The sequence below is a fragment of the Barnesiella sp. WM24 genome, assembly GCF_004570975.1.
Classification (GTDB): domain Bacteria; phylum Bacteroidota; class Bacteroidia; order Bacteroidales; family Muribaculaceae; genus Muribaculum.
Window position 1 is genome coordinate 223,095 of record NZ_SPPC01000003.1, and the last position, 22,767, is coordinate 245,861.

General features: G+C 44.0%; 23 protein-coding genes and 1 tRNA gene. 18 read left to right on the top strand and 6 right to left on the bottom strand.

Features of this window, described 5'->3' with window-relative positions:
• Window positions 1–50 precede the first annotated feature (50 nt).
• From E4T81_RS16070 to E4T81_RS04315, 13 genes are all read left to right on the top strand, one after another.
• Window positions 51–1,133 (top strand): EpsG family protein, encoded by a 1,083-nt coding sequence (locus E4T81_RS16070; RefSeq protein WP_167761680.1) that lies wholly within the window; start codon window positions 51–53, stop codon window positions 1,131–1,133.
• A complete protein-coding gene (locus E4T81_RS04260) occupies window positions 1,117–1,686 on the top strand; it encodes a serine O-acetyltransferase (protein WP_135041733.1) in 570 nt (189 codons plus the stop codon). Before E4T81_RS16070 ends, E4T81_RS04260 begins: the two co-directional genes overlap by 17 nt.
• Window positions 1,679–2,680: a glycosyltransferase family 4 protein gene (locus E4T81_RS04265; RefSeq protein WP_135041735.1), complete on the top strand. Its 1,002-nt coding sequence runs from the start codon at window positions 1,679–1,681 to the stop codon at window positions 2,678–2,680. Before E4T81_RS04260 ends, E4T81_RS04265 begins: the two co-directional genes overlap by 8 nt.
• Window positions 2,680–3,873 (top strand): Coenzyme F420 hydrogenase/dehydrogenase, beta subunit C-terminal domain, encoded by a 1,194-nt coding sequence (locus tag E4T81_RS04270; protein ID WP_135041737.1) that lies wholly within the window; start codon window positions 2,680–2,682, stop codon window positions 3,871–3,873. Before E4T81_RS04265 ends, E4T81_RS04270 begins: the two co-directional genes overlap by 1 nt.
• A complete protein-coding gene (locus tag E4T81_RS04275) occupies window positions 3,870–4,946 on the top strand; it encodes a polysaccharide pyruvyl transferase family protein (RefSeq protein WP_135041739.1) in 1,077 nt (358 codons plus the stop codon). The genes E4T81_RS04270 and E4T81_RS04275 overlap by 4 nt, the downstream gene beginning before the upstream one ends.
• A gap of 181 nt (window positions 4,947–5,127) precedes the next feature.
• Window positions 5,128–5,874 carry a WecB/TagA/CpsF family glycosyltransferase gene (locus E4T81_RS04280; protein WP_135041741.1) on the top strand — a complete coding sequence of 249 codons (747 nt, stop codon included), beginning with the start codon at window positions 5,128–5,130 and terminating at the stop codon, window positions 5,872–5,874.
• Between the two features lie 503 nt (window positions 5,875–6,377).
• The gene (locus E4T81_RS04285) at window positions 6,378–7,004 is read left to right on the top strand and encodes a TetR/AcrR family transcriptional regulator (protein ID WP_135041743.1); all 627 of its coding nucleotides are present in this window, start codon (window positions 6,378–6,380) and stop codon (window positions 7,002–7,004) included.
• Window positions 7,005–7,008: 4 nt separating this feature from the next.
• Complete coding sequence (locus E4T81_RS04290; protein ID WP_135041745.1) at window positions 7,009–8,295, top strand: TolC family protein; 1,287 nt, start codon at window positions 7,009–7,011, stop codon at window positions 8,293–8,295.
• Entirely contained in the window at window positions 8,292–9,179 is an 888-nt protein-coding gene (locus E4T81_RS04295; RefSeq protein ID WP_135041747.1) for an HlyD family secretion protein, read from the top strand. The genes E4T81_RS04290 and E4T81_RS04295 overlap by 4 nt, the downstream gene beginning before the upstream one ends.
• Complete coding sequence (locus E4T81_RS04300; protein ID WP_135041749.1) at window positions 9,176–10,090, top strand: ABC transporter ATP-binding protein; 915 nt, start codon at window positions 9,176–9,178, stop codon at window positions 10,088–10,090. Before E4T81_RS04295 ends, E4T81_RS04300 begins: the two co-directional genes overlap by 4 nt.
• Window positions 10,080–10,826, top strand: coding sequence for an ABC transporter ATP-binding protein (locus E4T81_RS04305; RefSeq protein WP_135041751.1), 747 nt, complete (start codon window positions 10,080–10,082; stop codon window positions 10,824–10,826). The genes E4T81_RS04300 and E4T81_RS04305 overlap by 11 nt, the downstream gene beginning before the upstream one ends.
• Window positions 10,827–10,837: 11 nt before the next feature.
• Window positions 10,838–11,887, top strand: a complete 1,050-nt coding sequence (locus tag E4T81_RS04310) for an ABC transporter permease (protein ID WP_135041753.1) — start codon at window positions 10,838–10,840, stop codon at window positions 11,885–11,887.
• Window positions 11,888–11,894: 7 nt separating this feature from the next.
• The gene (locus tag E4T81_RS04315; protein WP_135041755.1) at window positions 11,895–13,001 is read left to right on the top strand and encodes an ABC transporter permease; all 1,107 of its coding nucleotides are present in this window, start codon (window positions 11,895–11,897) and stop codon (window positions 12,999–13,001) included.
• A 61-nt stretch (window positions 13,002–13,062) separates the two neighbouring features.
• Here E4T81_RS04315 and E4T81_RS04320 read toward each other — a convergent pair.
• Window positions 13,063–13,134 (bottom strand) — tRNA-Arg (locus E4T81_RS04320).
• A 75-nt stretch (window positions 13,135–13,209) separates the two neighbouring features.
• Here E4T81_RS04320 and ung point away from each other — a divergent pair.
• From ung to E4T81_RS04340, 4 genes are read left to right on the top strand one after another with little or no spacing between them, the layout of a single operon-like run.
• Entirely contained in the window at window positions 13,210–13,884 is a 675-nt protein-coding gene (gene ung / locus E4T81_RS04325) for a uracil-DNA glycosylase (protein ID WP_135041757.1), read from the top strand.
• Window positions 13,881–14,288 carry a C-GCAxxG-C-C family protein gene (locus E4T81_RS04330; protein ID WP_135041759.1) on the top strand — a complete coding sequence of 136 codons (408 nt, stop codon included), beginning with the start codon at window positions 13,881–13,883 and terminating at the stop codon, window positions 14,286–14,288. Before ung ends, E4T81_RS04330 begins: the two co-directional genes overlap by 4 nt.
• Window positions 14,266–15,540 carry a DUF5103 domain-containing protein gene (locus E4T81_RS04335; protein WP_135041761.1) on the top strand — a complete coding sequence of 425 codons (1,275 nt, stop codon included), beginning with the start codon at window positions 14,266–14,268 and terminating at the stop codon, window positions 15,538–15,540. Before E4T81_RS04330 ends, E4T81_RS04335 begins: the two co-directional genes overlap by 23 nt.
• Before the next feature lie 18 nt (window positions 15,541–15,558).
• On the top strand, window positions 15,559–16,152 hold the full coding sequence (locus E4T81_RS04340; RefSeq protein ID WP_135041763.1) for a DUF3109 family protein: 594 nt from the start codon (window positions 15,559–15,561) through the stop codon (window positions 16,150–16,152).
• Here E4T81_RS04340 and E4T81_RS04345 read toward each other — a convergent pair.
• From E4T81_RS04345 to E4T81_RS04365, 5 genes are read right to left on the bottom strand one after another with little or no spacing between them, the layout of a single operon-like run.
• Window positions 16,146–17,444 (bottom strand): TolC family protein, encoded by a 1,299-nt coding sequence (locus E4T81_RS04345; RefSeq protein WP_135041765.1) that lies wholly within the window; start codon window positions 17,442–17,444, stop codon window positions 16,146–16,148. The genes E4T81_RS04340 and E4T81_RS04345 overlap by 7 nt on opposite strands.
• Window positions 17,445–17,456: 12 nt before the next feature.
• Window positions 17,457–18,554 carry an efflux RND transporter periplasmic adaptor subunit gene (locus E4T81_RS04350; RefSeq protein WP_135041767.1) on the bottom strand — a complete coding sequence of 366 codons (1,098 nt, stop codon included), beginning with the start codon at window positions 18,552–18,554 and terminating at the stop codon, window positions 17,457–17,459.
• A gap of 15 nt (window positions 18,555–18,569) precedes the next feature.
• The gene (locus E4T81_RS04355) at window positions 18,570–19,814 is read right to left on the bottom strand and encodes an ABC transporter permease (protein WP_135041769.1); all 1,245 of its coding nucleotides are present in this window, start codon (window positions 19,812–19,814) and stop codon (window positions 18,570–18,572) included.
• 13 nt (window positions 19,815–19,827) lie between these two features.
• Window positions 19,828–21,057: an ABC transporter permease gene (locus E4T81_RS04360; RefSeq protein ID WP_167761682.1), complete on the bottom strand. Its 1,230-nt coding sequence runs from the start codon at window positions 21,055–21,057 to the stop codon at window positions 19,828–19,830.
• Window positions 21,047–21,706, bottom strand: coding sequence for an ABC transporter ATP-binding protein (locus tag E4T81_RS04365; RefSeq protein WP_135041773.1), 660 nt, complete (start codon window positions 21,704–21,706; stop codon window positions 21,047–21,049). Before E4T81_RS04365 ends, E4T81_RS04360 begins: the two co-directional genes overlap by 11 nt.
• A gap of 444 nt (window positions 21,707–22,150) precedes the next feature.
• Between E4T81_RS04365 and ruvA the strand changes: the two genes are divergently transcribed.
• Window positions 22,151–22,732 (top strand): Holliday junction branch migration protein RuvA, encoded by a 582-nt coding sequence (gene ruvA / locus E4T81_RS04370; protein ID WP_135041775.1) that lies wholly within the window; start codon window positions 22,151–22,153, stop codon window positions 22,730–22,732.
• The last annotated feature ends 35 nt before the right edge of the window (window positions 22,733–22,767 follow it).

Here is a 22,767-nt window from a genome sequence, read left to right on the forward strand (position 1 = left end):
ATTATAGTTCATTAATTCTGTATGTATTGATTGGATTGTTCAGTTCGTACATGATTGACATCAGTATCAATTATAAAAAGAATTCAACATATACACGACAGACAGGGTATATTTGCTTCTACATAATTTTCGTGACCTTAGCTTCACTGAGGCTAATAACTTTTAATGGTATTGGAGGTATTGACGCATTTGAATATGAAAGACTTTTCTTGAATGCACTCTCATCAGATTCCCGCTTCGAGGAACAGGACATTTTGTTTGGACTATTTAATAAGACTATAAGGTTCTTTATTGAAAGCCCGGTAATATACAGATTTATATGTTATTCAATAATAACCCTTGCATATATATATTTCATAAAATCTTTTTGTAAAAAGGGAGTATCATGCTTGCCGTTCATTGTCTTGATGATTCCGTATTTGAAAAGCTTCAATACAATGAGGTCAAGTATAGCGATAGCGGTTATACTATGCGGACTGGTATTATTGAAGGATAGAAGAACTCTTTTGGGAGTAATATTGATTTGCACATCTGTTCTTATCCACAGAATGTCAATATTATATGTGCTGTTTTTGCCATTTTACGCGATATTCAGACATTATAAGTACACAAATTCCAATATAAAACTGATTATTGTAATATCGACACTTACAATAATAGGTTATTATCTCGCATTACAAGTTCAACAGTATGCAATCGCATTAAGTCTATTAGACGGTGCTGACGCATATTACATCTCAAAAAATTTAAATGGCTCTATACTGGATGCAGCCGTAACGGTAATACCATTGATTCTGCTTTCTGTTATGTGGCTGCTATGCAATAGGAGATTGAAATATGACAAGAGCATTTCATTTTTAGAGCTGATGATCTCATTTGACATCATCATCACCCCTATAGCCAATATATTGGGGATGTGGAGAGCTAATGAATATTTCTATCTCGGACGGTTGGTGTTTTGGTCTTATCTTATTCCGGTATATTGCTCCGGCTTTAAGGTGCAGAGCCGAGTAATTATCAAAATTTTGTTGGCAATATTATTTACGGCATGGCTGACATATCGCATAACCCGCGAATGGGAACCGTGTGGACTGATGCCGTATAAATTTTTTTTCAATGATTTGTACACGTAAGGAGCTAAGGGAATGGCTTCAAGCCGACCATAACGCTTTTGGATTCAAGTATCCTCTGTTGGCTAAATTTTCGTGGAGTGAAAACGGAACAATGTTCGCCTATGTCCGTAACCTCCGATATTTGGAATATTATACCAACAAAGCTCAAAAGCCGTGGGATAGGTTATTCCGGTTATGGCATTTCATCAAATGGAGACGGATGAATCTGAAGCATCAGTTGTATATAAAGCCGAACTGTGTGGGACCGGGGCTTCATATCGTGCATCATGGCTATCGCAGGATTGATTCGGTGAAGAGTATAGGCAGTAACCTGACGATTCTTCCGATGGTTCTTATCGGAAAGAAAACGCCCGATGCCGACATAGACAAATGCACCATCGGCAACAATGTTTACATAGGCGCAGGAGCAGTCATAATGAATCCGGTAAATATCGGCGACAATGTGATTATCGGTGCCGGTTCTGTAGTGACAAAAGATGTGCCATCGAATTGTATAATAGCTGGCAATCCAGCAAAAATAATAAGAGACTTATCTAATACATCAAATGACTAAGCGAAAGGTTTTCCAGTTGAACACTGAGCTATATAAGGTTACGGGGATTCAACGTGTATTGCTTGACATTCAGGAGGCTCTGAGAGATGATTTTGAAGCCAAGATTGTAGGCAATATTCCATATGGTAAGGTTAATGGCAGCCTGGGAATATCCGGGGATGATTATCTTAGGTTCAGAAATCCTTTTATGTTCCGCAACTCCATTGTCATTATTCATGAACGGAGGTTACTCCCTCTAATGTGGTTGCTTGGGCATATTCCAGGTTTTAACGTGAAGTGTGTTTATGTCCATCACAATGAGCTTTACGGAAACAAGCGACTGTCACTTTTTCCGGAGAATATCGTAGCCATATCGGATGCCGGAATCAGAAACCTTACGGATTATTTCGGAGTATCGCCCGCCAACATAACTAAGATCCACAATTGCGTCCGCGAGACTTTCCCTGATGTGTCACGAACAAAGAAGTTTGATCCTAACAATATAACCATTCTTTATCCGGCTCGTATAAATTCCGTTAAACGGCAGATTGAGATTGTAAACCATCTGAAAGGCAAGCTTGACCCTCGCGTAAGGATTCTGTTTGCCGGAACCGGGCCACAATATGAAGAACTTGAGAAGCTTTGCAGAGACTGTGATCAGTTCAAAGCATTAGGGTTCAGGGATGACATACCAAGCCTTATGGGACAATGTGATTTCATGATGTTATTCTCAAAACATGAGGGACTGCCTATTTCGCTTATCGAGGCATCTCAGATAGGATTACCTGCTATTTGTAATAATGTAGGAGGGAACACTGAAATTGTGAAGGATAATGTCAATGGTATTGTTGCTGATGATTGGGATAATTTGATTGCTGCATTGAATCATCTGTCGGACACTAAACAATCTGACATGGACATGATGGCCCGTCAGGGAAAGAAAATATATGAAAACAATTTCAATTTTGGTATTTTCAAAAGGAAATACTGCGATTTAATCAATAGATTGAAATAATGCCAATTCTTGCAAAACCACAGAATTGTACAGGCTGTGCAGCCTGTGGCAATATATGTCCGCACGACGCAATTATGATGACGCAGGACAATGACGGTTTTATCATGCCTGTCATCAATCCTGGCAAATGTGTCGAATGTAAACTTTGTGAAAAGGCTTGCCCCATCGTAAACGGTAAGTATTTAAAGAATCCGGAGGTCAAGGAGGCTTATGCCTTTTGGGATAACAATACACGTACTGAAAGCAGCTCGGGGGGAGCATTCTCGGCGATTGCTGATTGGATAAGGAAACGCGATGGGGTCGTTTTTGGTGCCGCATGGCACGATAGTTTCCAGTGTTGCCATATTGGAATTGAAGAAGGAAAAGACTTCGCCATGTTACGCGGCTCAAAGTATCTTCAAAGCGACGTACGGAAGACATTTGCTGAAGCACGCGAAAAACTAAAGGAAGGTAAATATGTACTCTTTACCGGCACACCTTGCCAAATAGCAGGGTTACGCTCGTTTTTAATAAAATCGTATGAGAAGCTTATTACGATTGATATCGTATGTCATGGAGTCCCTTCCAATATTCTCTTTTCAAATTACATCAAGAAACTAAAATCTGAATACCCGCAATATTCATCAGCGGATGGCTTTGAATTCAGAAATCTTCGGGGTTGGGGCATTGCTCCAACCCCGAAGAAAGGGAATTGCCGCATGAAGCCTCTCACTGGAGTTGCCAACCTTTACATGGCAGCTTTTGACAAAGGTGCGATTTTCAGGGAGTCATGTTATGACTGCCAATTTAATGGTTTATCAAGAGTCGGCGACATCACAATCGCTGATTTCTGGGGTATCGGAGCATTCGGAAAACCCTTTAAACATGATGTTTCTAAGGGAGTGTCTTTGGTCCTTGTAAACTCTAAGTCCGGGAGGGAAATCCTTGAGAATCTGAAAAATTGCTTCATAGAAAAAAGAGAACTTCAGGAGGCAGTTAAACGGAATCACAATTTAGTAGCATCTACTGATAAACCTCCATATAGAAATGAACTTATCAAGTCGTTCAACAATCCAGAAATTACACTGAGGGATATAAACACTCGATTCAATCTGAAAGGTACCGGTATGAAAGACAACGTAAAAGACTTGCTGATTTCGACTGGCGTATTTTGGATCGTCAAATCAATTGTCAACAAACTTAGAAGCATATGAAAGTCGGCATATTGTCCATGCAGCAGATAACGAACTATGGATCGTTTCTGCAAGCATATGGACTTAAATCAATTTTGGAAAGATTGGGACATGATGTTGAGTTTGTCAATATCGTTCCAGGTGAACAGCTTCCGCAATATAGAATTGGGAAACTTCACAAAGTTAATCTGATGCTTAAGCGTTTGAAAGTGAAGCATCCCCTTCGTCAACTTCAATGTACCCTAAAGTTGCACAGACGATTTGACAATGAATTTAAACCGGAACTCGGAGTTAAAGAGGGGAAAACAGAAACTCGTTTTGATGCTGTCGTAATCGGTAGTGACGAGGTTTTCAATGTAGCACAGACCACATGGTTCGGCTTCTCTACTCAATTGTTTGGCGAAAACTTGAATGCTGATAAAGTTATAAGTTATGCCGGATGCTTTGGAGCTACGACGATCGCAAAACTGAAAGAACTTGGCATAGACCGCCGAGTCGGAGAACTGATGGCGAGAATGGATGCAATTTCAGTCAGAGACAAGAACAGCGTTGATATTGTCACTTCACTTACCAACGTAGAACCGAATCTCAATGTTGACCCTGTCATAGCCTATGGATTTGACAATGAAGTCAGACTTCCTGATATAAAAGATGAGTACCTCCTTGTCTATACATATCCCGGAAGAATGAACAATTCTAAAGAGGTTAAAGCCATAACGGCTTATGCCAAAAAGAAAAATCTGAAAATTGTTGCAGTTGCTAACTATTTTGACTGGGTTGACGAGGTTGTGACTCCTCATCCGTTTGAAGTGCTCGGCTATTTCAAACGTGCAAGTTGTATAGTCACTGACACATTTCATGGTGCGGTTATGTCTCTCAAGTTCAATAAGTCATTTGCTGTGATTGTAAGAGGAATGAACAGCAACAAGTTAACTTTTTTATTGGAACAATTCAATCTTGACTCAAGGATAGCAGAAAAGGCTGAAAATATAACTGGAATTTTGGAAGAGAAAATTGACTATGTACCGGTTAATGCAGCGATAGAGCGGGAGAAGAAAAACACAGTGGATTACTTAAAATCTAATTTGGAATGAATGTAAAAAGTAATCCAATACATCAGCCATTTTTCCCAGACTCCATTGCCTTTGAAAAGCAACGGATATATATACGAGTTTGGCAATATTGATATCGATAGCTGATACTTATCGAAAAGGGTATCTTTTCTATCGTCACCTGATTTCACATTTTTCCATATAATTTATTTATCCTGATTTTATGAATAACCGTGAGTTTGTGAAAAAAATCGCAGACTCTGCCTTGGCATATCCCGACAGCACTTTCGCTGAGGGGAATGGGCGAGTAAATACGTGCGTAAATCCATACTCCTATCATCTTGTGCGCCGTCATCCGGAATTATACGGATCAATGGATGGACTTTTTGTAGATGGCATGACTATGTGTTGGTTAATCCGTTTTTTATGGGGAAAGCGTGTGCCGAGGCTAAGTTTCGATATGTCTGGCATGGCTGTTGATTTATTTACGTATCTAAATGACAAAGAGACAAGTCGAAGTATTTATTTCTTAGGAACGAAACAAGAAATACTTGAATCAACGGTCAAACAGTTTCATAAAAGCTATCCCGAAATGAAAATTGCCGGTTATCGCAACGGCTATTTCATTGACAATGATGACAGGAAAAGTGCGATTAAGGAAGTCGTGGATATTGACAGCGATTTTACTATCATCGGCATGGGGTCTCCATTGCAAGAACAATTTGCTCTCGATTTGAAAAATGCCGGCTACAAAGGGATTGTATTCACATGCGGAGGGTTCCTCCACCAATCCGCCAACAGTATCAACTATTATCCTGATTGGGTAAATAAATACAACCTTAGGGCCTTCTACCGTCTTTTCCACGAAAGAGGCTTATGGGGCAGGTTATATAATGTCTTGATTGAATTCCCAATACTATTCACATGGGACACATTATGTACAAAAGTATTTATGAGATATAACTTTTGATTATTCCAGATTGATTTCCCGAAATTACTGTTTGCGCCCAACGGACTTTTCCAAATTTGAAAATGAGTTAAGATTCATACTCTTGAGTGTGTGGTCGGTTTGGGGCGGCTTGCATCACTTTTTCCGGTGGCAGAGATTGAGGATGTAGTGACGAAGATTTATTCGCGCGATATTTTTGGAAGGGATTGAATTGACCGCGATGAAGCGGAATAAGGCGTTGCCATGCAGTAAGTGCGTGGCAACGTTTTTTGTTTATATTGGATAATGAAGGGTAGGGCGACCGGTGAAATGGCTATGGTGGGAGTGCAGAGGCTTTTGAAAATGTAATTTCGCGTTTTTGTGTCATAGGATTTGCTGTCATTTAACGCGCTTAACAACAGGCGGTTGTAGGTTAGTATGTTTGATGGCGGTTGTTTTTTAGTGGAAAAATTTGGTAGTAAAGGAAAAAGATTATAGTTTTGTGCTAACAAAATTGTTAGTCAATATTGATAAATAGAATTGTTATGATAAATGACAGACAACCACAAGATACTGAAGCTAAAATCCTTCAGGCCGCTGAAAGTGAATTCCTCACAAAAGGCTTTGCCGGAGCAAGAACCACATCTATTGCTCAGGCTGCGGGAGTGACCCATGCAATGTTTCACTACTATTTTCGAACTAAGGATAAACTGTTCGAGAGAATCATATCTGAGAAAATAGCCTTGATGAAGGAACTGCTACTTGACACTGTGGTAAATTCAGATATGTCGCTTGAGGACAAGATTCGCAATGTGATAGGGCGACATTTGGATTTTGTCGCGGCAAATCCCGATCTTCCTCGTTTTCTTGTCGGAGAAGTATTTGCATATCCGGAAAGAGCAAAAGTCCTGACTGAAAAAATAAGGATGTTTGCTCCACGTATGATTGCCGAACTGCAGCGCCAGATTGATGAAGCGGCTGCAAACGGGATTTTCAGGAAGGTGGACGCGCGAATGCTAATAATTGATATAGTGTCGCTTAACATTTTCTCCTATATGGCCTCGCCTCTGATAAATGCGGTTTTAGACAACTGCATGGAGGACTCGGAGAGCTTTCTTGCACAGCGTAAAAAGGAAAATTTTGACACGATTATGCGAAAACTAAAACCATAAGACTATGTATAAGGCAATCATTACATTCCTGATGCTATGGATGTTTTCGCCCGGGCTTAGGGCCGAAGTGATAACTATAGAGCAATGCGTGGAAAAAGCTGTGGAAAACTATCCTTTGGTAAAAAAATATGACCTTCTTGCCTCGACATGCGACATTGCCTTGTCTGATATAAACAAAGGGTGGCTTCCCCGGATAAATACGTCGGCACAGGCGACGGTGCAGAATGTTGTGCCGTCATTCCCCGATGCACTTTCCGGTATGCTCAGTCAGATGGGGCAGTCGTTTGAAGGTCTTGGCAAATTTCAATATAAGATTGGAATAGATATGTCTCAGAATATTTGGGATGGCGGAGTTTCCAGTGCTCGGCGTCGAGTGCAAAAAGCTGAAACGCAAGTGCGGCAGGAAGCAATGGACGTAGAGCTATATCAGGTAAGGCAACGCGTGGAAAATCTTTTTTTCGCAATACTTTTGTCGGAAGAGCAGATAAAACTCAACCAAAACACCGTGTCGCTACTACGCTCAAATCTTGATAAACTGCAATCAATGTTGCAGAATGGCACTGCGATGCAGAGCGATGTTGACATGCTTGAGGCGCAGGCACTTGTTATCGAACAGAATATTGTAATGGCGCAAAGTTCTGCCGACGGATACCGTAAGGTGCTTGAAATATTTATTGGTGCAAGTCTAAATGATTGCGAACTGGAAAAGCCGTATATGTCAATGCCTGAATCATCTGACTCCAACAGACCGGAACTAAATTTATTTGAAGAAAAACTCAGGTTGGTTGAAGCCGGACAACGTCTCTCCGACACTTCAATTATGCCCAAAATCGGCTTTTTTGCTCAGGCATACTATGGCTATCCCGGCTATGACTACTTTAAGAGCATGATGAATAGGGATTTATCTTTCAATATTTTAGCCGGAATCAAAGTGTCCTGGAATATAGATTCATTCTATACACGGAAAAATAATTCCCTTCGTAATGCCATTGAGATGCAGAACATCCATGCCGATAAAGATGTGTTTCTGTTCAACTCCGATATTCAATCCGCGTCTGTTATGGAAAGCATAAATGGACTGAGGAAGATAATGTCAAAGGACAAGGAGATAATTTCGCTTAGGGAGAAAGTACGCAAATCGGCAGAGTCTCAACTTGAAAACGGCGTGATAGATGCTACGGCGTTTCTTACAAAAGTGAATGATGAGAATCAAGCCGTCCTGACCGCATCATTTCATGAAATAGAGCTATTACAAGAAATATATAATCTCAAATACATCCTTAACCAATGAAGAAGTCTCTGAATCTAATAGCAATGGCTGTACTTATTACCGGCTGCAATAAAGCTCCTGACTACGACGCCACCGGAATTTTTGAGGCAACCACAGTGACTGTATCGTCAGAAACAACCGGAAAAATCCTTTCACTGGATATTTCAGAGGGAGACAGCATTAATAATGGACAGACTATTGCCGTGATTGATACAACCATGCTTGTCCTACAGCAGAAGCAGCTCAACAGTCAAAAACTGTCAGTTGAAAATTCGTCCCCGGATATTGTCGCACAGGTGTCATCGCTACGTGCTCAGATTGCACATCAAAAACATGAGTGCGAGAGATTAGGGCGCCTTCTTGCCGATGGTGCGACGACACAAAAACAATACGATGACGCGCAGTCGCAGTTGAAAGTATTACAGGCACAGCTTGATGCTCTGACATCATCGCTTTCAAACAACCGCAATTCCATTTCAGACAATGCCGTGGCGTTGCAATATCAGCAGGAGCAGCTGGAAGAGCAGATAGAAAAAAGCACGGTGAAATCTCCGCTTACAGGCACAGTTCTCATCAAGTATGCCGAACAAGGAGAATTTGCCACTCCCGGAAAACCTATTTGTAAAATTGCAAATCTCAATGACATTTATCTGCGAAGTTATTTTACTGTGTCACAGCTTTCGGATATACATATCGGACAGGATGTGACCGTGATAGCTGATTTTGGCGTAGATAAGCAATATGAATATCCCGGTACTATCACATGGATAGCTCAGGAAAGTGAATTTACACCGAAATCCATTCAGACCAAAGATTCACGGGCTAATCTTGTATATGCTGTAAAAATCGCTGTCAAAAACGATGGCAGGCTTAAACTCGGTCAATATGGAGAGGTGCGTTTATGAACAAGGCGATTGAAATATCGGAAGTCTCAAAAAGCTATGGTTACATCCATGCTCTTGACCGTGTAAATTTCACGGTTGAGCAAGGAGAACTGTTCGGTCTTATCGGGCCTGATGGCGCCGGAAAAAGTTCGTTATATCGTATAATTGCGACACTTTCTGCTCCGGATAGCGGCACAGCGACAGTGAACGGAATGGATGTAGTACGTGACTATCGAAAGTTGCGTAAAAGAATCGGATACATGCCTGAAAAGTTTTCTCTATATCAGGATATGACTGTAGCTGAGAATATGGCGTTCTTTTCCTCTCTGTTCGGCGTTTCGGCTAAAGAGAATTATGATCTGATTGCCCCTATATTCTCTCAGTTGGAGAAATTTCCCGACAGAATGGCCGGGGCATTGTCGGGAGGCATGAAACAGAAGCTGGCTCTAAGCTGCGCCCTGATTCATCGTCCGGAAGTATTGCTCCTTGACGAGCCTACAACCGGTGTTGATGCCGTTTCAAGGAGTGAATTCTGGGATATGCTTGCAACTTTACGGGAAAAAGGTATTACAATACTCGTTTCCACATCTTATATGGACGAGGCTACACGATGTGAGCGCATAGCGATGATAAACAATGGACGTATTCTTGCAGTTGACACTCCCTCCGCTCTGATTAACAGATTGGATGAGAACCTGTATAATGCGGTCGCCACTGATATGTTCGGACTCCTTTCGCGTCTCAGGTCAAATCCGGACGTGATTGACTGTTACACATTCGGGGCCACTTTGCATGTCGTGGGTAATGATAATTTTTCAGCCGGTCAGGTCGAAGAGGCGCTAAAAAAGACAGGCATGGAGGATGTGAGAATATATCACGCCACCGGCACTATTGAAGATTTATTCATAAAGCAGATTCGTGATGGAAAATAACAATCCGGCCATATCCGTACGTGACCTTACAAAGAAATTCGGAAATTTTACTGCCGTTGACCATATATCGTTTGATGTCGGCAAAGGTGAGATTTTTGGCTTCCTTGGTGCGAATGGAGCCGGAAAAACCACAGCGATGCGCATGCTATGCGGACTTAGTTTTCCTACGTCCGGGCAGGGACAGGTTGCAGGATATGATATTGTATCGCAATCCGAAGATATCAAACGCCACATAGGATATATGAGTCAGAAGTTCTCCCTTTACGGTGAATTGACAGTAATAGAGAACCTTCGGCTGTTTTCGTCCATCTATGGAATGAATCGACAGAGTTTTCGCCACGCTTCATCAAGACTATTGGAAGAACTTGAAATGACCGATATGCAAAACGCGTTGGTAAAAGATATTCCGGTGGGGTGGAAACAGAAACTTGCTTTTCTGTCTGCGACTATTCACTCTCCTGAAATAGTATTTCTTGATGAACCTACCGGCGGAGTTGACCCGGTGACACGCCGTAAATTCTGGGAATTGATATACAAGGCATCATCTGACGGTATGACGGTGTTTGTTACGACCCATTATCTTGATGAGGCAGAATATTGCAATCGTGTTTCCATTATGGTTGATGGTCACATAAATGCCTTGGATGCGCCGGCAGCTCTCAAACAGAGATATAATGTTTCCTCAATGGATGAAGTTTTTAGGATTGTAGCCAAAGATTCGACAAGAAGCGATTAAATACTGATAATATGTCAATACTCCAATCCCTTATAAAAAAGGAAGCTCTACATGTATTCAGAGATCGGCGCACGATGGTAATAACTCTATTGATGCCGGTGCTCTTGCTGTTGCTGTTCGGTTTTGCAATATCAACCGAAGTCAACAATGTGAATGTGGTGGCAGTCGTTGACCGACATACCGATGAAACAAGAGAAATCATAGAGCGTTTCAGTGTCAATCCATACATAACGTTTAAGGGCGTTACAGATAACAGTAATGCTGACAATCTGCTGAGAACCGGCACGACAGATGCTGTGGTAGTACTGAAAACAAGTAATGGCAGACTGTCAACGCAAATCATCGTTGACGCGTCCAACACAACTGTAGCGCAAGCCTCCACGGCCTATATTCGAGGCATAATATCAGGCTCTGACATGATGTCTCCTGTATTGACGCAGACCCTATACAATCCACAGTTAAAAAGTGCATATAATTTTGTGCCCGGAATTATGGGCATGATATTTATCCTTATATGCGCCATCATGACCTCTGTCTCAATTGTAAGCGAGAAGGAAAACGGAACTATGGATTTATTGCTTGTTTCACCGGTCAGACCGGGAACGGTTATATTGGTAAAACTCATTCCATACTTTATCCTGTCATGCACGATTCTTGCCGTGATGCTCATAATTTCCTATACCGTATTGGAATTGCCGTTGTCTTCAAGCATAATAAATGTAATACTGCTTTCCATCATATACATTATATTATCATTGTCAATCGGTTTGCTCGTATCAACTGTTGTCGACACTCAACTTACAGCCCTGATTGTTTCGGCGGTGGTGTTTATGCTTCCGGTAATCATGCTGTCAGGTATGATATTTCCGATAGACAATATGCCGGTCGTATTGCAATGGTTGTCCTGTATTATCCCGGCAAGGTGGTACACAGCGGCTATGCGCAAACTTATGATACAGCAGCTTGAAATAAATTATGTATTACAGGAGATTTCCATATTGCTATCAATGACCGGATTGTTACTTCTGTTCGCTCTAAAGAAATTTAATACAAGAAAATGACCGGACAATGAAATTACAAATATTACTTGCGTTACTGCAAAAGGAAATTGCGCTCATGAAACGCAATCCGATAATTCCAAAGATAGTCTTTGCAATGCCGGTTATGGTAATGCTTATCATACCGCTTGTGGCAAATCTTGATGTGAGAAATGTCAATGTCACAGTTGTCGACAACGACCACAGTCAGTTATCTCGCAGAATTATAGCCGATATTGCCGCATCGGAGTATCTCGATGTCTCATCAGTGTCCAATACACATAGCGAGGCAATGTCAGCCATTGAAAACGGCAATGCTGATGTTTTACTTACAATTCCACCGGATTATTCTGAAAACGCAATGTCAACAATGCCACAGGTTGATGTTGAGGCAAATGGCGTTAATGCTACCAAAGGTATGATAGGCTCTCAGTATGTTGCGCAAGCAGTAGCCGGGACGCTCTCTCAGTGGTATGCAGAAAACGGCATAGAGATGCCCCGCGTAGATCAGAGCGTCATATATCGTTTTAACCCGACACTTGATTTCAGGAATTACATGATTCCGGCATTGATGGTAGTGCTTTTGATTATAATCTGCGGTTTCCTCCCTGCATTGAATCTTGTGAGCGAAAAGGAATCCGGAACTATAGATGCAATGAATGTTACTCCGGTCAGCAGATTTACATTCATTCTTTCTAAGCTCATCCCTTTTTGGGTAATAGGGGTAATTGTTGTAACCGTTGGACTGTTGATAGGCTGGCTCGTCTATGGACTTGTGCCACTCGGAAGCCTTTTTGCAATCTATCTGGCGGCTGTCTTGTTCAGTCTTGTGATGTCTTGCTTAGGAGTTACGATTGCCAACCGGTCATCAACTATGCTTCAGGGCATATTCGTGATGTTCGCTTTCATAATGATTTTCCAGTTGATGAGTGGATTGTTTACCCCTATTGACTCTATGCCACAGTGGGCTCAATACGTAACATGTCTGATTCCGCCGCGCTACTTCATAGAGATAATGAGGTCGGTATATCTCAAAGGAGCAACCGTAATAGAACTTGCTCCGCAATACCTCGCGCTTCTCATCTTTGCCTCGGTGTTGTGTTGTATCGCGTCGATATCTTATAAGAAGCAAGTGTAATATACATTGATAACTAACTAAAAAATAGGGGTATAAGAAAAGCGGCTCGGAAGCCGCTCAGTATGCCCGTGGGGAGTCGAACCCCAATCGACGGAACCGGAATCCGTAATTCTATCCATTGAACTACGGGCACATTTCTGGTTAATTCGCATGCAAAAGTACAAAGTTTTTTGTAGTTTTGCAAATGTAAGTATAGGAACTATCGTAAATGAATGTAAAAATAGATGACACATGGCGCGAAGAGTTGGCTGCGGAATGGGTAAAGCCTTATTTCGTTACGCTTACTGACTTTGTACGCCAGCAATATAGTGATCGTGCGCATCCGGTATATCCTCCGGCTTCAAAGATTTTTGCTGCCTTTGACGAGTGTCCCTTCGATAAGGTGAAGGTTGTGATTTTGGGGCAGGATCCCTATCATGGTCCGGGACAGGCAAACGGTTTATGCTTTTCGGTCGGAGCCGGTGTCCCGTTGCCGCCTTCGTTAATCAATATTTTCAAGGAGGTGCAGGATGACCTTGGTCTTGACGACTGCCCGGTCGACGGTGACCTTTCAAGATGGGCGCGTCAAGGGGTGTTGCTTCTTAACTCTACATTGACTGTCAAGGCTCACCAGGCGGGGTCACATCAGGGACGCGGCTGGGAGACGTTTACTGATGAAGTAATCATGCGTCTCAATAATGACCGTGATAACCTGGTGTTTATCCTATGGGGCTCATATGCGATTAAAAAAGGCGCGTTTATCGACCGTAACAGGCATTGTGTACTTACGTCGCCGCATCCTTCGCCACTTTCCGCTTATCGTGGCTTTTTCGGCTCCAAGCCGTTTAGCCGCGCCAATAAATATCTGATTGAACATAACGAAACACCGATTGACTGGAAATGAATAAAGTGACTCTTGAGGCGCGTTTAGAGCGTGCACGACAGTTGAGAAAGGAGGGATACACATGTTCCCAATGTGTATATATGGTTTTTGATGATCTCCACGGGCTTCCTGAAGAAAAGGCAGCCGCGGTTTCCTGCGGTCTTGGTGGCGGAATAGGCGGTCAACACAATGTATGCGGCACTGTCTCGGCTCTTTCCCTCGTGGCAGGCGATGTTTTCTATGACAATCCTAAAAGCAAGATGGTTGTATATTCGTATATAAAGGATTGCAGTCGTCGTTTCGCTGACGAGAACGGGTCAATAATATGTGCGGAGCTGCTTGCCGATACTCCACGGCGCAAGCCATGTATGAGCTATATTGAAGATTCGATAACGATACTTCATGAGAGCCTTGACAAAGAGTAGCGCGAGTGTGCTGTTATTTGTGGCGTGTATGTTTGTCTCGCCGGGAGCCTTTGCCGAAGATACCCAAACGGGAATCTTTGACCCGGATTTTCACGCTCTTGAGGTCAAGGTTGAGGGCTACGAGATGTATCCTCCGGTAATTTCTGTCGGCAGTGCCGACAGAATTGTAGTCAGCTTTGATGAGATTTCTGATGAACGCAGTTATCTACGCTATTCGCTTGTGCATTGCGATGCTGCATGGAGGCCTTCCGGACTTGTTGAAAGTGAATTTCTTGACGGCTTTAATCAGGGAGAGGTGGAGGAATACCGGTATTCCGATGCTACCACGGTTAATTATATCCATTACAGTATAGTGTTGCCAAATGAGAAGATGCGCTTCACGATATCAGGTAATTACCTTCTTCGCGTCTATGACGAGAATGACCCTGACAAGACCTTGCTTCAGGCGCGCTTTTCGGTCAGTGAAAATGCGGTAAAGATACTCGGAGAGGCAACTTCACGCACCGATATTGACTATAACGGCAGTCATCAGCAACTCAATTTCATGGTGGATGTGGACCGTGAGCCGATACATAACATGTATACCGACCTGAAGATTGTGGTCACTCAGAATGGCAGGGAGGATAACCGGAAGATGCTTACCGCTCCTCAGCGTGTTTCCGGAACTGCAGCTTATTACGAGCATCTGAGAGAGCTCATATATCCTGCCGGTAATGAATACCGACGGTTTGAGACGGTATCGGTCACATATCCAGGCATGAACGTGGCGGAGATTGTATATTCTGACCCGTTTTATCACATGAGACTCTATGATGATGTGCCGAGAGCCGGGATGCCGTTTGTATATGATGTGACACAAAACGGCCGATTCAAAATCAGAGAATATAATTCGGTAGACAGTGATGTTGCCGCTGATTATGTGGTGGTGCATTTCAAACTTGATATGCCGCCTATGACCGGATATGACATATTTATTGAAGGCGACTTGACCAACAGACGCTTTTCTCCGGAAAGCCGCATGCATTACGACTATACCGACAATTCCTATAAAGCGTCTATGCTCCTTAAACAGGGAGCCTACAATTATCAGTATCTTGCCGTGCCGTCAGGGTTGACACAAGGGGCTACCGCTCCTGTGGAGGGTGATTTTTATCCCACGGTCAACGAATATCTGATTGAAGTATATTATCGCGAACCGGGTACACGATACGACCGTCTGCTCGGTTTCACAACCGTATTTTCCGGTAAATAAATGGAAACAGAAGAGATTATGTTACAGATACAGGATGCGCTCGTGTCGCTTGACCTTGCCGAGCGCTTTTTTTGCTGCGATTTGGATAAGTGTCTCGGTGAATGCTGCATTGAAGGTGATGCCGGCGCACCAATCACCAGAGACGAGTATGATAAACTGAAAGAGATACTCCCGTTGGTCTATGACGAGCTGACCCCGGCGGCGCAGCGGGAGATTGACGAGAATGGAGTGGGGTATATCGATGAGGAGGGCGACCTTGTGACATCGATTGTCGATGGCAAAAACTGCGTGTTTACTTGCTATGCTCCGGGAGGCATGTGTCATTGTGCCATTGAAAAAGCTTACAGGGAAGGCCGTATAAGTGACTTCCGGAAGCCGGCTTCCTGTTATCTGTATCCAGTGAGGCTTACCAAGTATCCCTCGTTTACGGCGGTAAACTATCACCGGTGGAAAATATGCAAGGCAGCTGAATTGCTCGGAAAAAAAGAGGGCATAAGGCTGTATAAATTCCTTAAAGACCCTCTTACAAGTTATTTCGGTAAAGAATGGTATGATGAGCTTTCGACAGCCTGCGAGGCTTATCTCGAGCAGTATGGCGATGACGCTCAGTGAGGATTGGCGTAATACTCCAGCAGGCGTGTTCTCAATATAAGTTCGTAGCCTGCCTGTATGCGTTCGGCTGTTGCTCTCAATGCCTTAGTCTTGCTCTGTTCATATTCGCTTGGGGTGGCTCTGCCGAGATTGTATTTCTCTCTCATTGCTTCAAATGCCTTGACCGCAGTTTCCTCAGCCACCTTACCGGCGCTTAGCTTGTGGCGCGCTCCGTCGGCTTGATAATAGACCTGCTGGATTGTCTTGAATAGACGCTGGCAGGCATCGTCATATTGAAGCCGTGCGTTTACGCTCTGCACCTTCGCGCGGTTGATGGAGTTGCGGGTGTTGAATGCGTCAAAAATCGGAATGTTGAGTGAGAATCCGAAATATGTGCTGTAATTATTCTTCATCTGCTTCCCGAAAGTGTCATTGGGGATTCCTGATATTTTGTAGTAGGAACTTCCGAGCCCGGCATTGAAGTTGACGGTTGGGATATATCCTGTCCTGGCGAGTGATATGTTCTTTTCTGAAGCGGTGATGCCGTTTCGGGCGGCAAGTATTGAGTGGTTGTGCTGCAATGCTGCGGCATACACATCGTCGGGTGTCATCATCATAATTGCCGATTCGTCGTCAAGCGGGGCGATGTCAAATCCGTTTATGTCGTCAAGTTCAAGCAATTGTGCAAGATCTACAAGCGCGAGGCGTGTGTCATTGGCTGTCTGCGTTTTATTCAGTTCGTCCTGTGCGAGCTGTGATTTTGCTTCAAGCATGTCAATTTCAGGTATTTTGCCGGCTTCAAGAAGAGCCTCGCGTCTTGACAGCTCATATTGTGACAGCTCAACCTGACCGGAAGCCACCTCGTGCAGCTCTTTGCAGTATAATACCTGTAGATAGGCGGTTATCACATTAAGGGATATGTCATCTTTCGCCGCCTCATATTGCTCGATGACGGTAGCAAGGTTAGCCTTGGCATATGCGACCTGGCGTGTGGTCGACAGTCCTGAAAACACAGGCAGATTGAATGATGCACCCCACTGGAAATTGGATGTGTTTCTGTCAGCATAGGTGTTTTCTGCTGTAAGACCGCGACCTAAATTCCACGATTGTCCGGCGTTGGCGGAAAGGGTGGGCAGATAGCGTGATTTCGCGTCAGTCACACTCTGCTGCGAGGACGCCACGTCGTTGCGACGTGATTTTACGGTTATGTTATGCTCGACGGCATAGCTTATACAGCTGTCCAGACTCCACGTCTCTCCGGCTGCCGAAAGCGCTCCGGCGATTAATGCCGATGTCAATAATAGATGTTTCATGACAGTAAGTTATCAGTCTTTTTTCTCGTTGCCTCTTAATTTTGTTGTCTTCTCAATGCCCGACTTTACCTCGATATTTATTCCGTCGGAGAGACCGGTCACGATACTGCGGCGTTCAAATGTCTGAGTAGGTTCTTCGGCTGTCAGGCAATATACAAAGGTGCTGTCGCCCGCCCATTCGATGACACCCTCCGGAATTGTGAGCACGCTGTCAGCACGGTTAAGGCATATTGACGCATTTGCACTATAACCGGCACGCAGATTTATCGAGTCGGGCACCTCTATCGCAGCTTTAATTTCAAATGTGTTTGAACCGTTTTCTTCGGTGCTTTTGGGAGCGATATATTCGATTACAGCCGCCGGTGTCACATCGGGCAGCGCTCCGATAGAGATTGTCGTAGGCATTCCGGCTTTTAGCAGCCCGACTTCAGTCTCGTCTACTTTTCCCTTGAAAATGAGATTGGTCATGTCGGCGATTTTTGCCACTGTCGTTCCATCGTTCATTGTGTTTGCCTGAATCACTGAGGTACCAACTTTTACCGGTACCTCAAGTATGAGTCCGTCGATTGTGGCGCGTACAAGGGTGTTACTCTGCTGGGCATTGCTTGTCGATATACCGTCTTTCACGATTGACAGTGCGTCAACAGCTGCTTCATACTCGGCACGTGCCTTGTCAAGAGTGACTCCCGACTGCTCATACTCTTCTCGGCTTACAAATTTTTTGTCATACAGTGACTTTGTGCGGTCATGCTCGACCTGAGCCTGATTCATGGAGATACGCGCCACTTCCACTCTGTTCTGAGCCGACGAAAGCTGCGATTCTTCCGGTATCACCTTTATCTTGGCAATAATGTCGCCTTCCTTGACAAGATCTCCCGGCTCTACGTTGATTTCTGATATTATGCCCGATATCTGCGGCTTGATTTCAATCTCGTCGCGAGGTTCGATTTTACCGGTGAGTATCGTGTGGCGTTCGATATTGCCTGTCACCGGTGACACAATTTCGTAGACAGTCTCTTTTGATCTCGAATTGTAGAAAAGATAGACAAATGTGCCTATGAATACCAGGGCTACAAGTGTCCAGATTAAAATGCGGATTACTTTTTTCATTATAGTGATGTTTTATTATTTGTCATTTAAAGCTTCAATAGGTTTTATCCTCATTGCCTTGATTGCCGGGATGATGCCTGCCGCAGAGCCGAGAGTGAGAAACACGGCGAGTATCGTTACCGCATGGCTGAATGAAAGCTGGAATCCTGGGGTGACACCCTCGCTTGTCGTTGCCTGTGCCACGACAAAAAGTATGATTACGGCAAAACAGATGCCTGCTATTCCTGCTACAGTCGTCAGCACAATGCTTTCTGAAAGTATCTGCATGATGATGTCACGCGGCTTGGCGCCTATCGCGCGGCGCACACCTATCTCCTGTGTGCGTTCCTTGACTATTATCCACATGATATTGCCGACTCCGATTATTCCCGCAAGAAGCGAGCCAAACCCGACAAATAGCACAAGTATGTCGACTCCGTTAAACATGTTGTCGACCATGGCAAACTCTTCCGACACGTCCCAAAATTCGATAGCCTGGCTGTCGTCGGGATGAATGGGGTGGCTCGCCCTGATTACGCGCTCCACGCGAGGACGTACCGACGTTGGCGTGACTCCGTTGCGGCAAGAGAAAATCATCATGTCTATGTTTTGCCCCTTGTTGTAAGCATGCTCAAGGATTGAGTGAGGCACAAGAATCATTTCATCGATTTTGCCGTTTATGTTGACTTGTGAAGTCTGTCCCGCCACACCGACAATGTAATAGTAGATATTATCCACCGCGACATATTTCCCTAATGGCGACGCGCTGCCAAACAATTCACCGGCGACGCGTTTGCCTATGACACACACTTTGCGTGCATTGCTGCAGTCGGAATCATTTATAAACCTGCCTTCATAGAGCACCGGCTTATTGATCGAAGGATATTGGCTCTCTATTCCTTGCAGCCTGGTGGCGTAGCTTTTGTGTCCGCGTATAGCTGTGGACGAGATGGTGCTTACGGCAGATGATGCGCTTATCTCGGGGATGCTCCTGCGTATGTTGTCAACGTCACTCTGCGTAAGGGACCACCACATCCCCTTGCTGAAGCCTTTGTAGGGCATACCGGTGTTCCCTGCAAAAACAAGAGCTGTGTTGGTCGAGAATCCGGCAAAGTTTCCTCGCAGCAGGTCCTGCAGCCCTTGTGCGCCTCCCCAGAGCAATGCAAGCATCGCAGTGCCCCAGAATATGCCGAATGCGGTAAGAAATGTCCTGGTCTTGTTTCTGCCGAGGGTGGCGGTGATTTCTTTCCAGTTATCTATGTCAAAAACGGGATTTCTCATCTCTTTTCTTGGGTTATTCGGTTCTTAATGCCTCTACGGGACGTATTTTCAGCGCTCTCATTGCCGGAAATAATCCGGCAAGCGCCCCGGCTATGATTAATACAAGCGTGACTTCAAGAGCGAGGGAGACATCGACCGTAGGGTCTTTGATAAAATCGGAGCCTTCAAATACATGGGCAAGAATCTCTGTGCCGACAGTGCCGAGTAATATGCCGATATAGCCGAATACCGTTGTCATTGCCACGCTTTCAAGAATTACCTGTTTGAGTATTTTAAGAGGCTTGGCTCCGATTGCACGGCGTATGCCTATTTCATGAGTCCGTTCTCTTACGGAGACAAACATGATGTTGCTTACCCCTACAATGCCTGTAATCAGCGTGAGCAGCCCGATGACCCACATCACCGTATTGAGTATGCCCATCGCTTTCTGATTGCTGATATAATTGGAAAAGCGGTTCCAGATCCATACCGCACTTGAGTCGTCGGGGTCAAAAGACTCTGCTTTCCCGAGAGTGGCACGCACGTTTTTCTCAAGCGCCTCCGCCTTTTCCATGGTGTTGATGCCTGTCGCCGAGACTCTTATGGTAGTGACTTTCCCATCATATCCTTTAAGCGCATATGCCGTGGTATATGGGATGTATATGTCGTTTTTCCATTTGTGGTCATATACACCTATTACTGTAAATGTCAGCCCTGCCATATTGACTGTGTTGCCCACAGCCTTGTCGTCACGCCCAAAAAGTATGTCGGCTCTCTTTTTATCGATTACGATTACCTTTCGTTTGGCTTCAAGGTCACGCTGATTTATGAATCTGCCATGACTCATCACCAATTGCTCTTGAGCTTCAGGGAATGCACCTATATATCCTGAGTTCACATAGTCCCGTGATGTGGAAATGACAGTACTTGGCATGTTAATCATTGCTGAGGCATAATCCACTTCGGCTGCGTTCTCGCGCTCAATTTTTTCGAGATCGGAATTACGGATGCTTATAGCCCTGCCTTCTTTAAGCCCGTTGTAAGGTAATGACGCATAACCGGGCCACACTTGCACGATATTGGCTGTCTTTGCAAAGTCACCGTCGGCAAACGAGTTATAGACACCTTTGGCAAGTCCGACAAGCATTATGAGCATAAAAATGCCCCATGCGACAGATATGCCGGTCAATAATGTGCGCAGCTTGTTGGTGCGCATCGTCTGCCAGATTTCGTTGATAAGGTCAAGCATGGGTTCAGTTAACAATAAGTCCGTCGGAAATTCTGATTATACGGTTGGTCTGCGCGCCTACATTAGGGTCGTGAGTGACAATGACTGTTGTCATTCCCTCTTCATTTAATTGCCTGAATATCTTCATTACCTCAACCGAGGTCTTGCTGTCAAGTGCGCCGGTCGGTTCGTCGGCAAGTATTATTGCCGGGTTGGTTATGAGCGCACGCGCTATCGCCACACGTTGTTTCTGTCCGCCCGACAATTCGCTTGGAAGGTGATGTGACCATTCTTTCAGCCCCATGCGTTCAAGCTGTTCAAGTGCCATCTTGTTGCGTTTCCGTCTCGGTACTCCCTGGTAGAACAGCGGAAGTGCGACATTCTCCATCGCATCTTTATAGTTGATGAGATTAAATGACTGAAACACAAATCCTATTAGCTTGTTGCGTAGTTCGGCAGCCCGGTTTTCACTGAGCCCTTTTATCAGAGTCCCGTCAAGTATATACTCACCGGTGTCATAAGAGTCAAGTATGCCTAATATATTTAGTAGCGTGGATTTTCCCGAGCCTGATGCTCCCATGATTGACACGAGCTCACCTCTGGCGATGTCGAGATTTATGCCTTTAAGCACGTGCAGAGGCACAGCGCCCGGATAGGTCTTGTTAATGTCAGAAAGATGTATCATAGCTTTGCTTTTTCTGCTTTTTAACGGTTAGATGACTTGACTCGTCAAAAAGTTGCAATGAAGTATTTATTTTTTATAAAAGTAATGTGACTCTCTTTTGGTGAATTTTTATTTAGTATAAAAAGTTGCAAGATTCTTGTTTAAGCTAATTGAAATCATGCAGCTTTGGCTATTGTCAGACAATCTGCCGAATATTCAGGATAGCTTTTTGATGTATAAAACAATGTATTTCAGTGAATTATTCATCTGGCGGCTACGTATGGTCTTTTAGCTTAAAACCTCTTTATGACAAAAGTAGTAAAGCTTGTCGATAGATATGTGAGAAATATGCTTTAATTGTGTATTTTTAACAGATATTTGCCGTGGCTGTAATCAATTCAATATTTGCCTGACTCTTGGCTAATGGTTATCTTTGTGGCGGAATTAACAAATAACCGATAATTAATGATAGAATATATAAAAGGACGACTCGTAGCTCTGACTCCTACCGACGCAGTGGTGGAGACATGCGGCATCGGCTATCGTCTTGAAATATCGCTCTCGACCTACACTTCTCTTGAGGGTAGCGATGATGCAAGACTTCTTGTTCATGAGGTGATAAGGGAAGATGCCCATGTGTTATTTGGGTTTGCTGAAGAGCGTGAACGCGCCCTGTTCCGCCTTTTGATAGGCGTGTCGGGAGTAGGGGCAAATACGGCGCGTATAATTTTGTCTTCGATTCCTGTTGCCGAACTCGAGATTGTCATAACCTCAGGCGACCATGCGCATTTGAAAAATGTAAAAGGAATAGGCATAAAAACCGCGCAAAGAATAATTGTTGACTTGAAGGATAAAATAAAACCGGGTGATGACACGTTACTAATTCAGCCGTCGGTCAACAACGAGGCGTTTGACGAGGCGCTTGCAGCCTTGTTGATGCTCGGTTTTCCGCGTCCGCAGTCGCAGAAAGTGCTTAAAAAATTGTTTGACTCTGACCCTGCATTGAAGGTTGAGTCGGCAATCAAGAAAGCTCTGTCGATGCTTTGATTCTGTCAACTGTGGATGTCGCGGTGAGAATTTTG

Bases quoted from the DNA above. Each gene is read 5' to 3' on its own strand.
- E4T81_RS04300 (WP_135041749.1), top strand. From the start codon at position 9,176: ATGAACAAGGCGATTGAAATATCGGAAGTCTCAAAAAGCTATGGTTAC.
- E4T81_RS04275 (WP_135041739.1), top strand. From the start codon at position 3,870: ATGAAAGTCGGCATATTGTCCATGCAGCAGATAACGAACTATGGATCG.
- E4T81_RS04330 (WP_135041759.1), top strand. From the start codon at position 13,881: ATGAATAAAGTGACTCTTGAGGCGCGTTTAGAGCGTGCACGACAGTTG.
- E4T81_RS04305 (WP_135041751.1), top strand. From the start codon at position 10,080: ATGGAAAATAACAATCCGGCCATATCCGTACGTGACCTTACAAAGAAA.
- E4T81_RS04285 (WP_135041743.1), top strand. From the start codon at position 6,378: ATGATAAATGACAGACAACCACAAGATACTGAAGCTAAAATCCTTCAG.
- E4T81_RS04365 (WP_135041773.1), bottom strand. From the start codon at position 21,706: ATGATACATCTTTCTGACATTAACAAGACCTATCCGGGCGCTGTGCCT.
- E4T81_RS04340 (WP_135041763.1), top strand. From the start codon at position 15,559: ATGTTACAGATACAGGATGCGCTCGTGTCGCTTGACCTTGCCGAGCGC.
- E4T81_RS04270 (WP_135041737.1), top strand. From the start codon at position 2,680: ATGCCAATTCTTGCAAAACCACAGAATTGTACAGGCTGTGCAGCCTGT.
- E4T81_RS04355 (WP_135041769.1), bottom strand. From the start codon at position 19,814: ATGAGAAATCCCGTTTTTGACATAGATAACTGGAAAGAAATCACCGCC.
- E4T81_RS04315 (WP_135041755.1), top strand. From the start codon at position 11,895: ATGAAATTACAAATATTACTTGCGTTACTGCAAAAGGAAATTGCGCTC.
- E4T81_RS04350 (WP_135041767.1), bottom strand. From the start codon at position 18,554: ATGAAAAAAGTAATCCGCATTTTAATCTGGACACTTGTAGCCCTGGTA.
- E4T81_RS04310 (WP_135041753.1), top strand. From the start codon at position 10,838: ATGTCAATACTCCAATCCCTTATAAAAAAGGAAGCTCTACATGTATTC.
- E4T81_RS04345 (WP_135041765.1), bottom strand. From the start codon at position 17,444: ATGAAACATCTATTATTGACATCGGCATTAATCGCCGGAGCGCTTTCG.
- E4T81_RS04265 (WP_135041735.1), top strand. From the start codon at position 1,679: ATGACTAAGCGAAAGGTTTTCCAGTTGAACACTGAGCTATATAAGGTT.
- E4T81_RS16070 (WP_167761680.1), top strand. From the start codon at position 51: ATGATTGACATCAGTATCAATTATAAAAAGAATTCAACATATACACGA.
- ruvA (WP_135041775.1), top strand. From the start codon at position 22,151: ATGATAGAATATATAAAAGGACGACTCGTAGCTCTGACTCCTACCGAC.
- E4T81_RS04290 (WP_135041745.1), top strand. From the start codon at position 7,009: ATGTATAAGGCAATCATTACATTCCTGATGCTATGGATGTTTTCGCCC.
- E4T81_RS04280 (WP_135041741.1), top strand. From the start codon at position 5,128: ATGAATAACCGTGAGTTTGTGAAAAAAATCGCAGACTCTGCCTTGGCA.
- E4T81_RS04260 (WP_135041733.1), top strand. From the start codon at position 1,117: ATGATTTGTACACGTAAGGAGCTAAGGGAATGGCTTCAAGCCGACCAT.
- E4T81_RS04295 (WP_135041747.1), top strand. From the start codon at position 8,292: ATGAAGAAGTCTCTGAATCTAATAGCAATGGCTGTACTTATTACCGGC.
- ung (WP_135041757.1), top strand. From the start codon at position 13,210: ATGAATGTAAAAATAGATGACACATGGCGCGAAGAGTTGGCTGCGGAA.
- E4T81_RS04335 (WP_135041761.1), top strand. From the start codon at position 14,266: ATGAGAGCCTTGACAAAGAGTAGCGCGAGTGTGCTGTTATTTGTGGCG.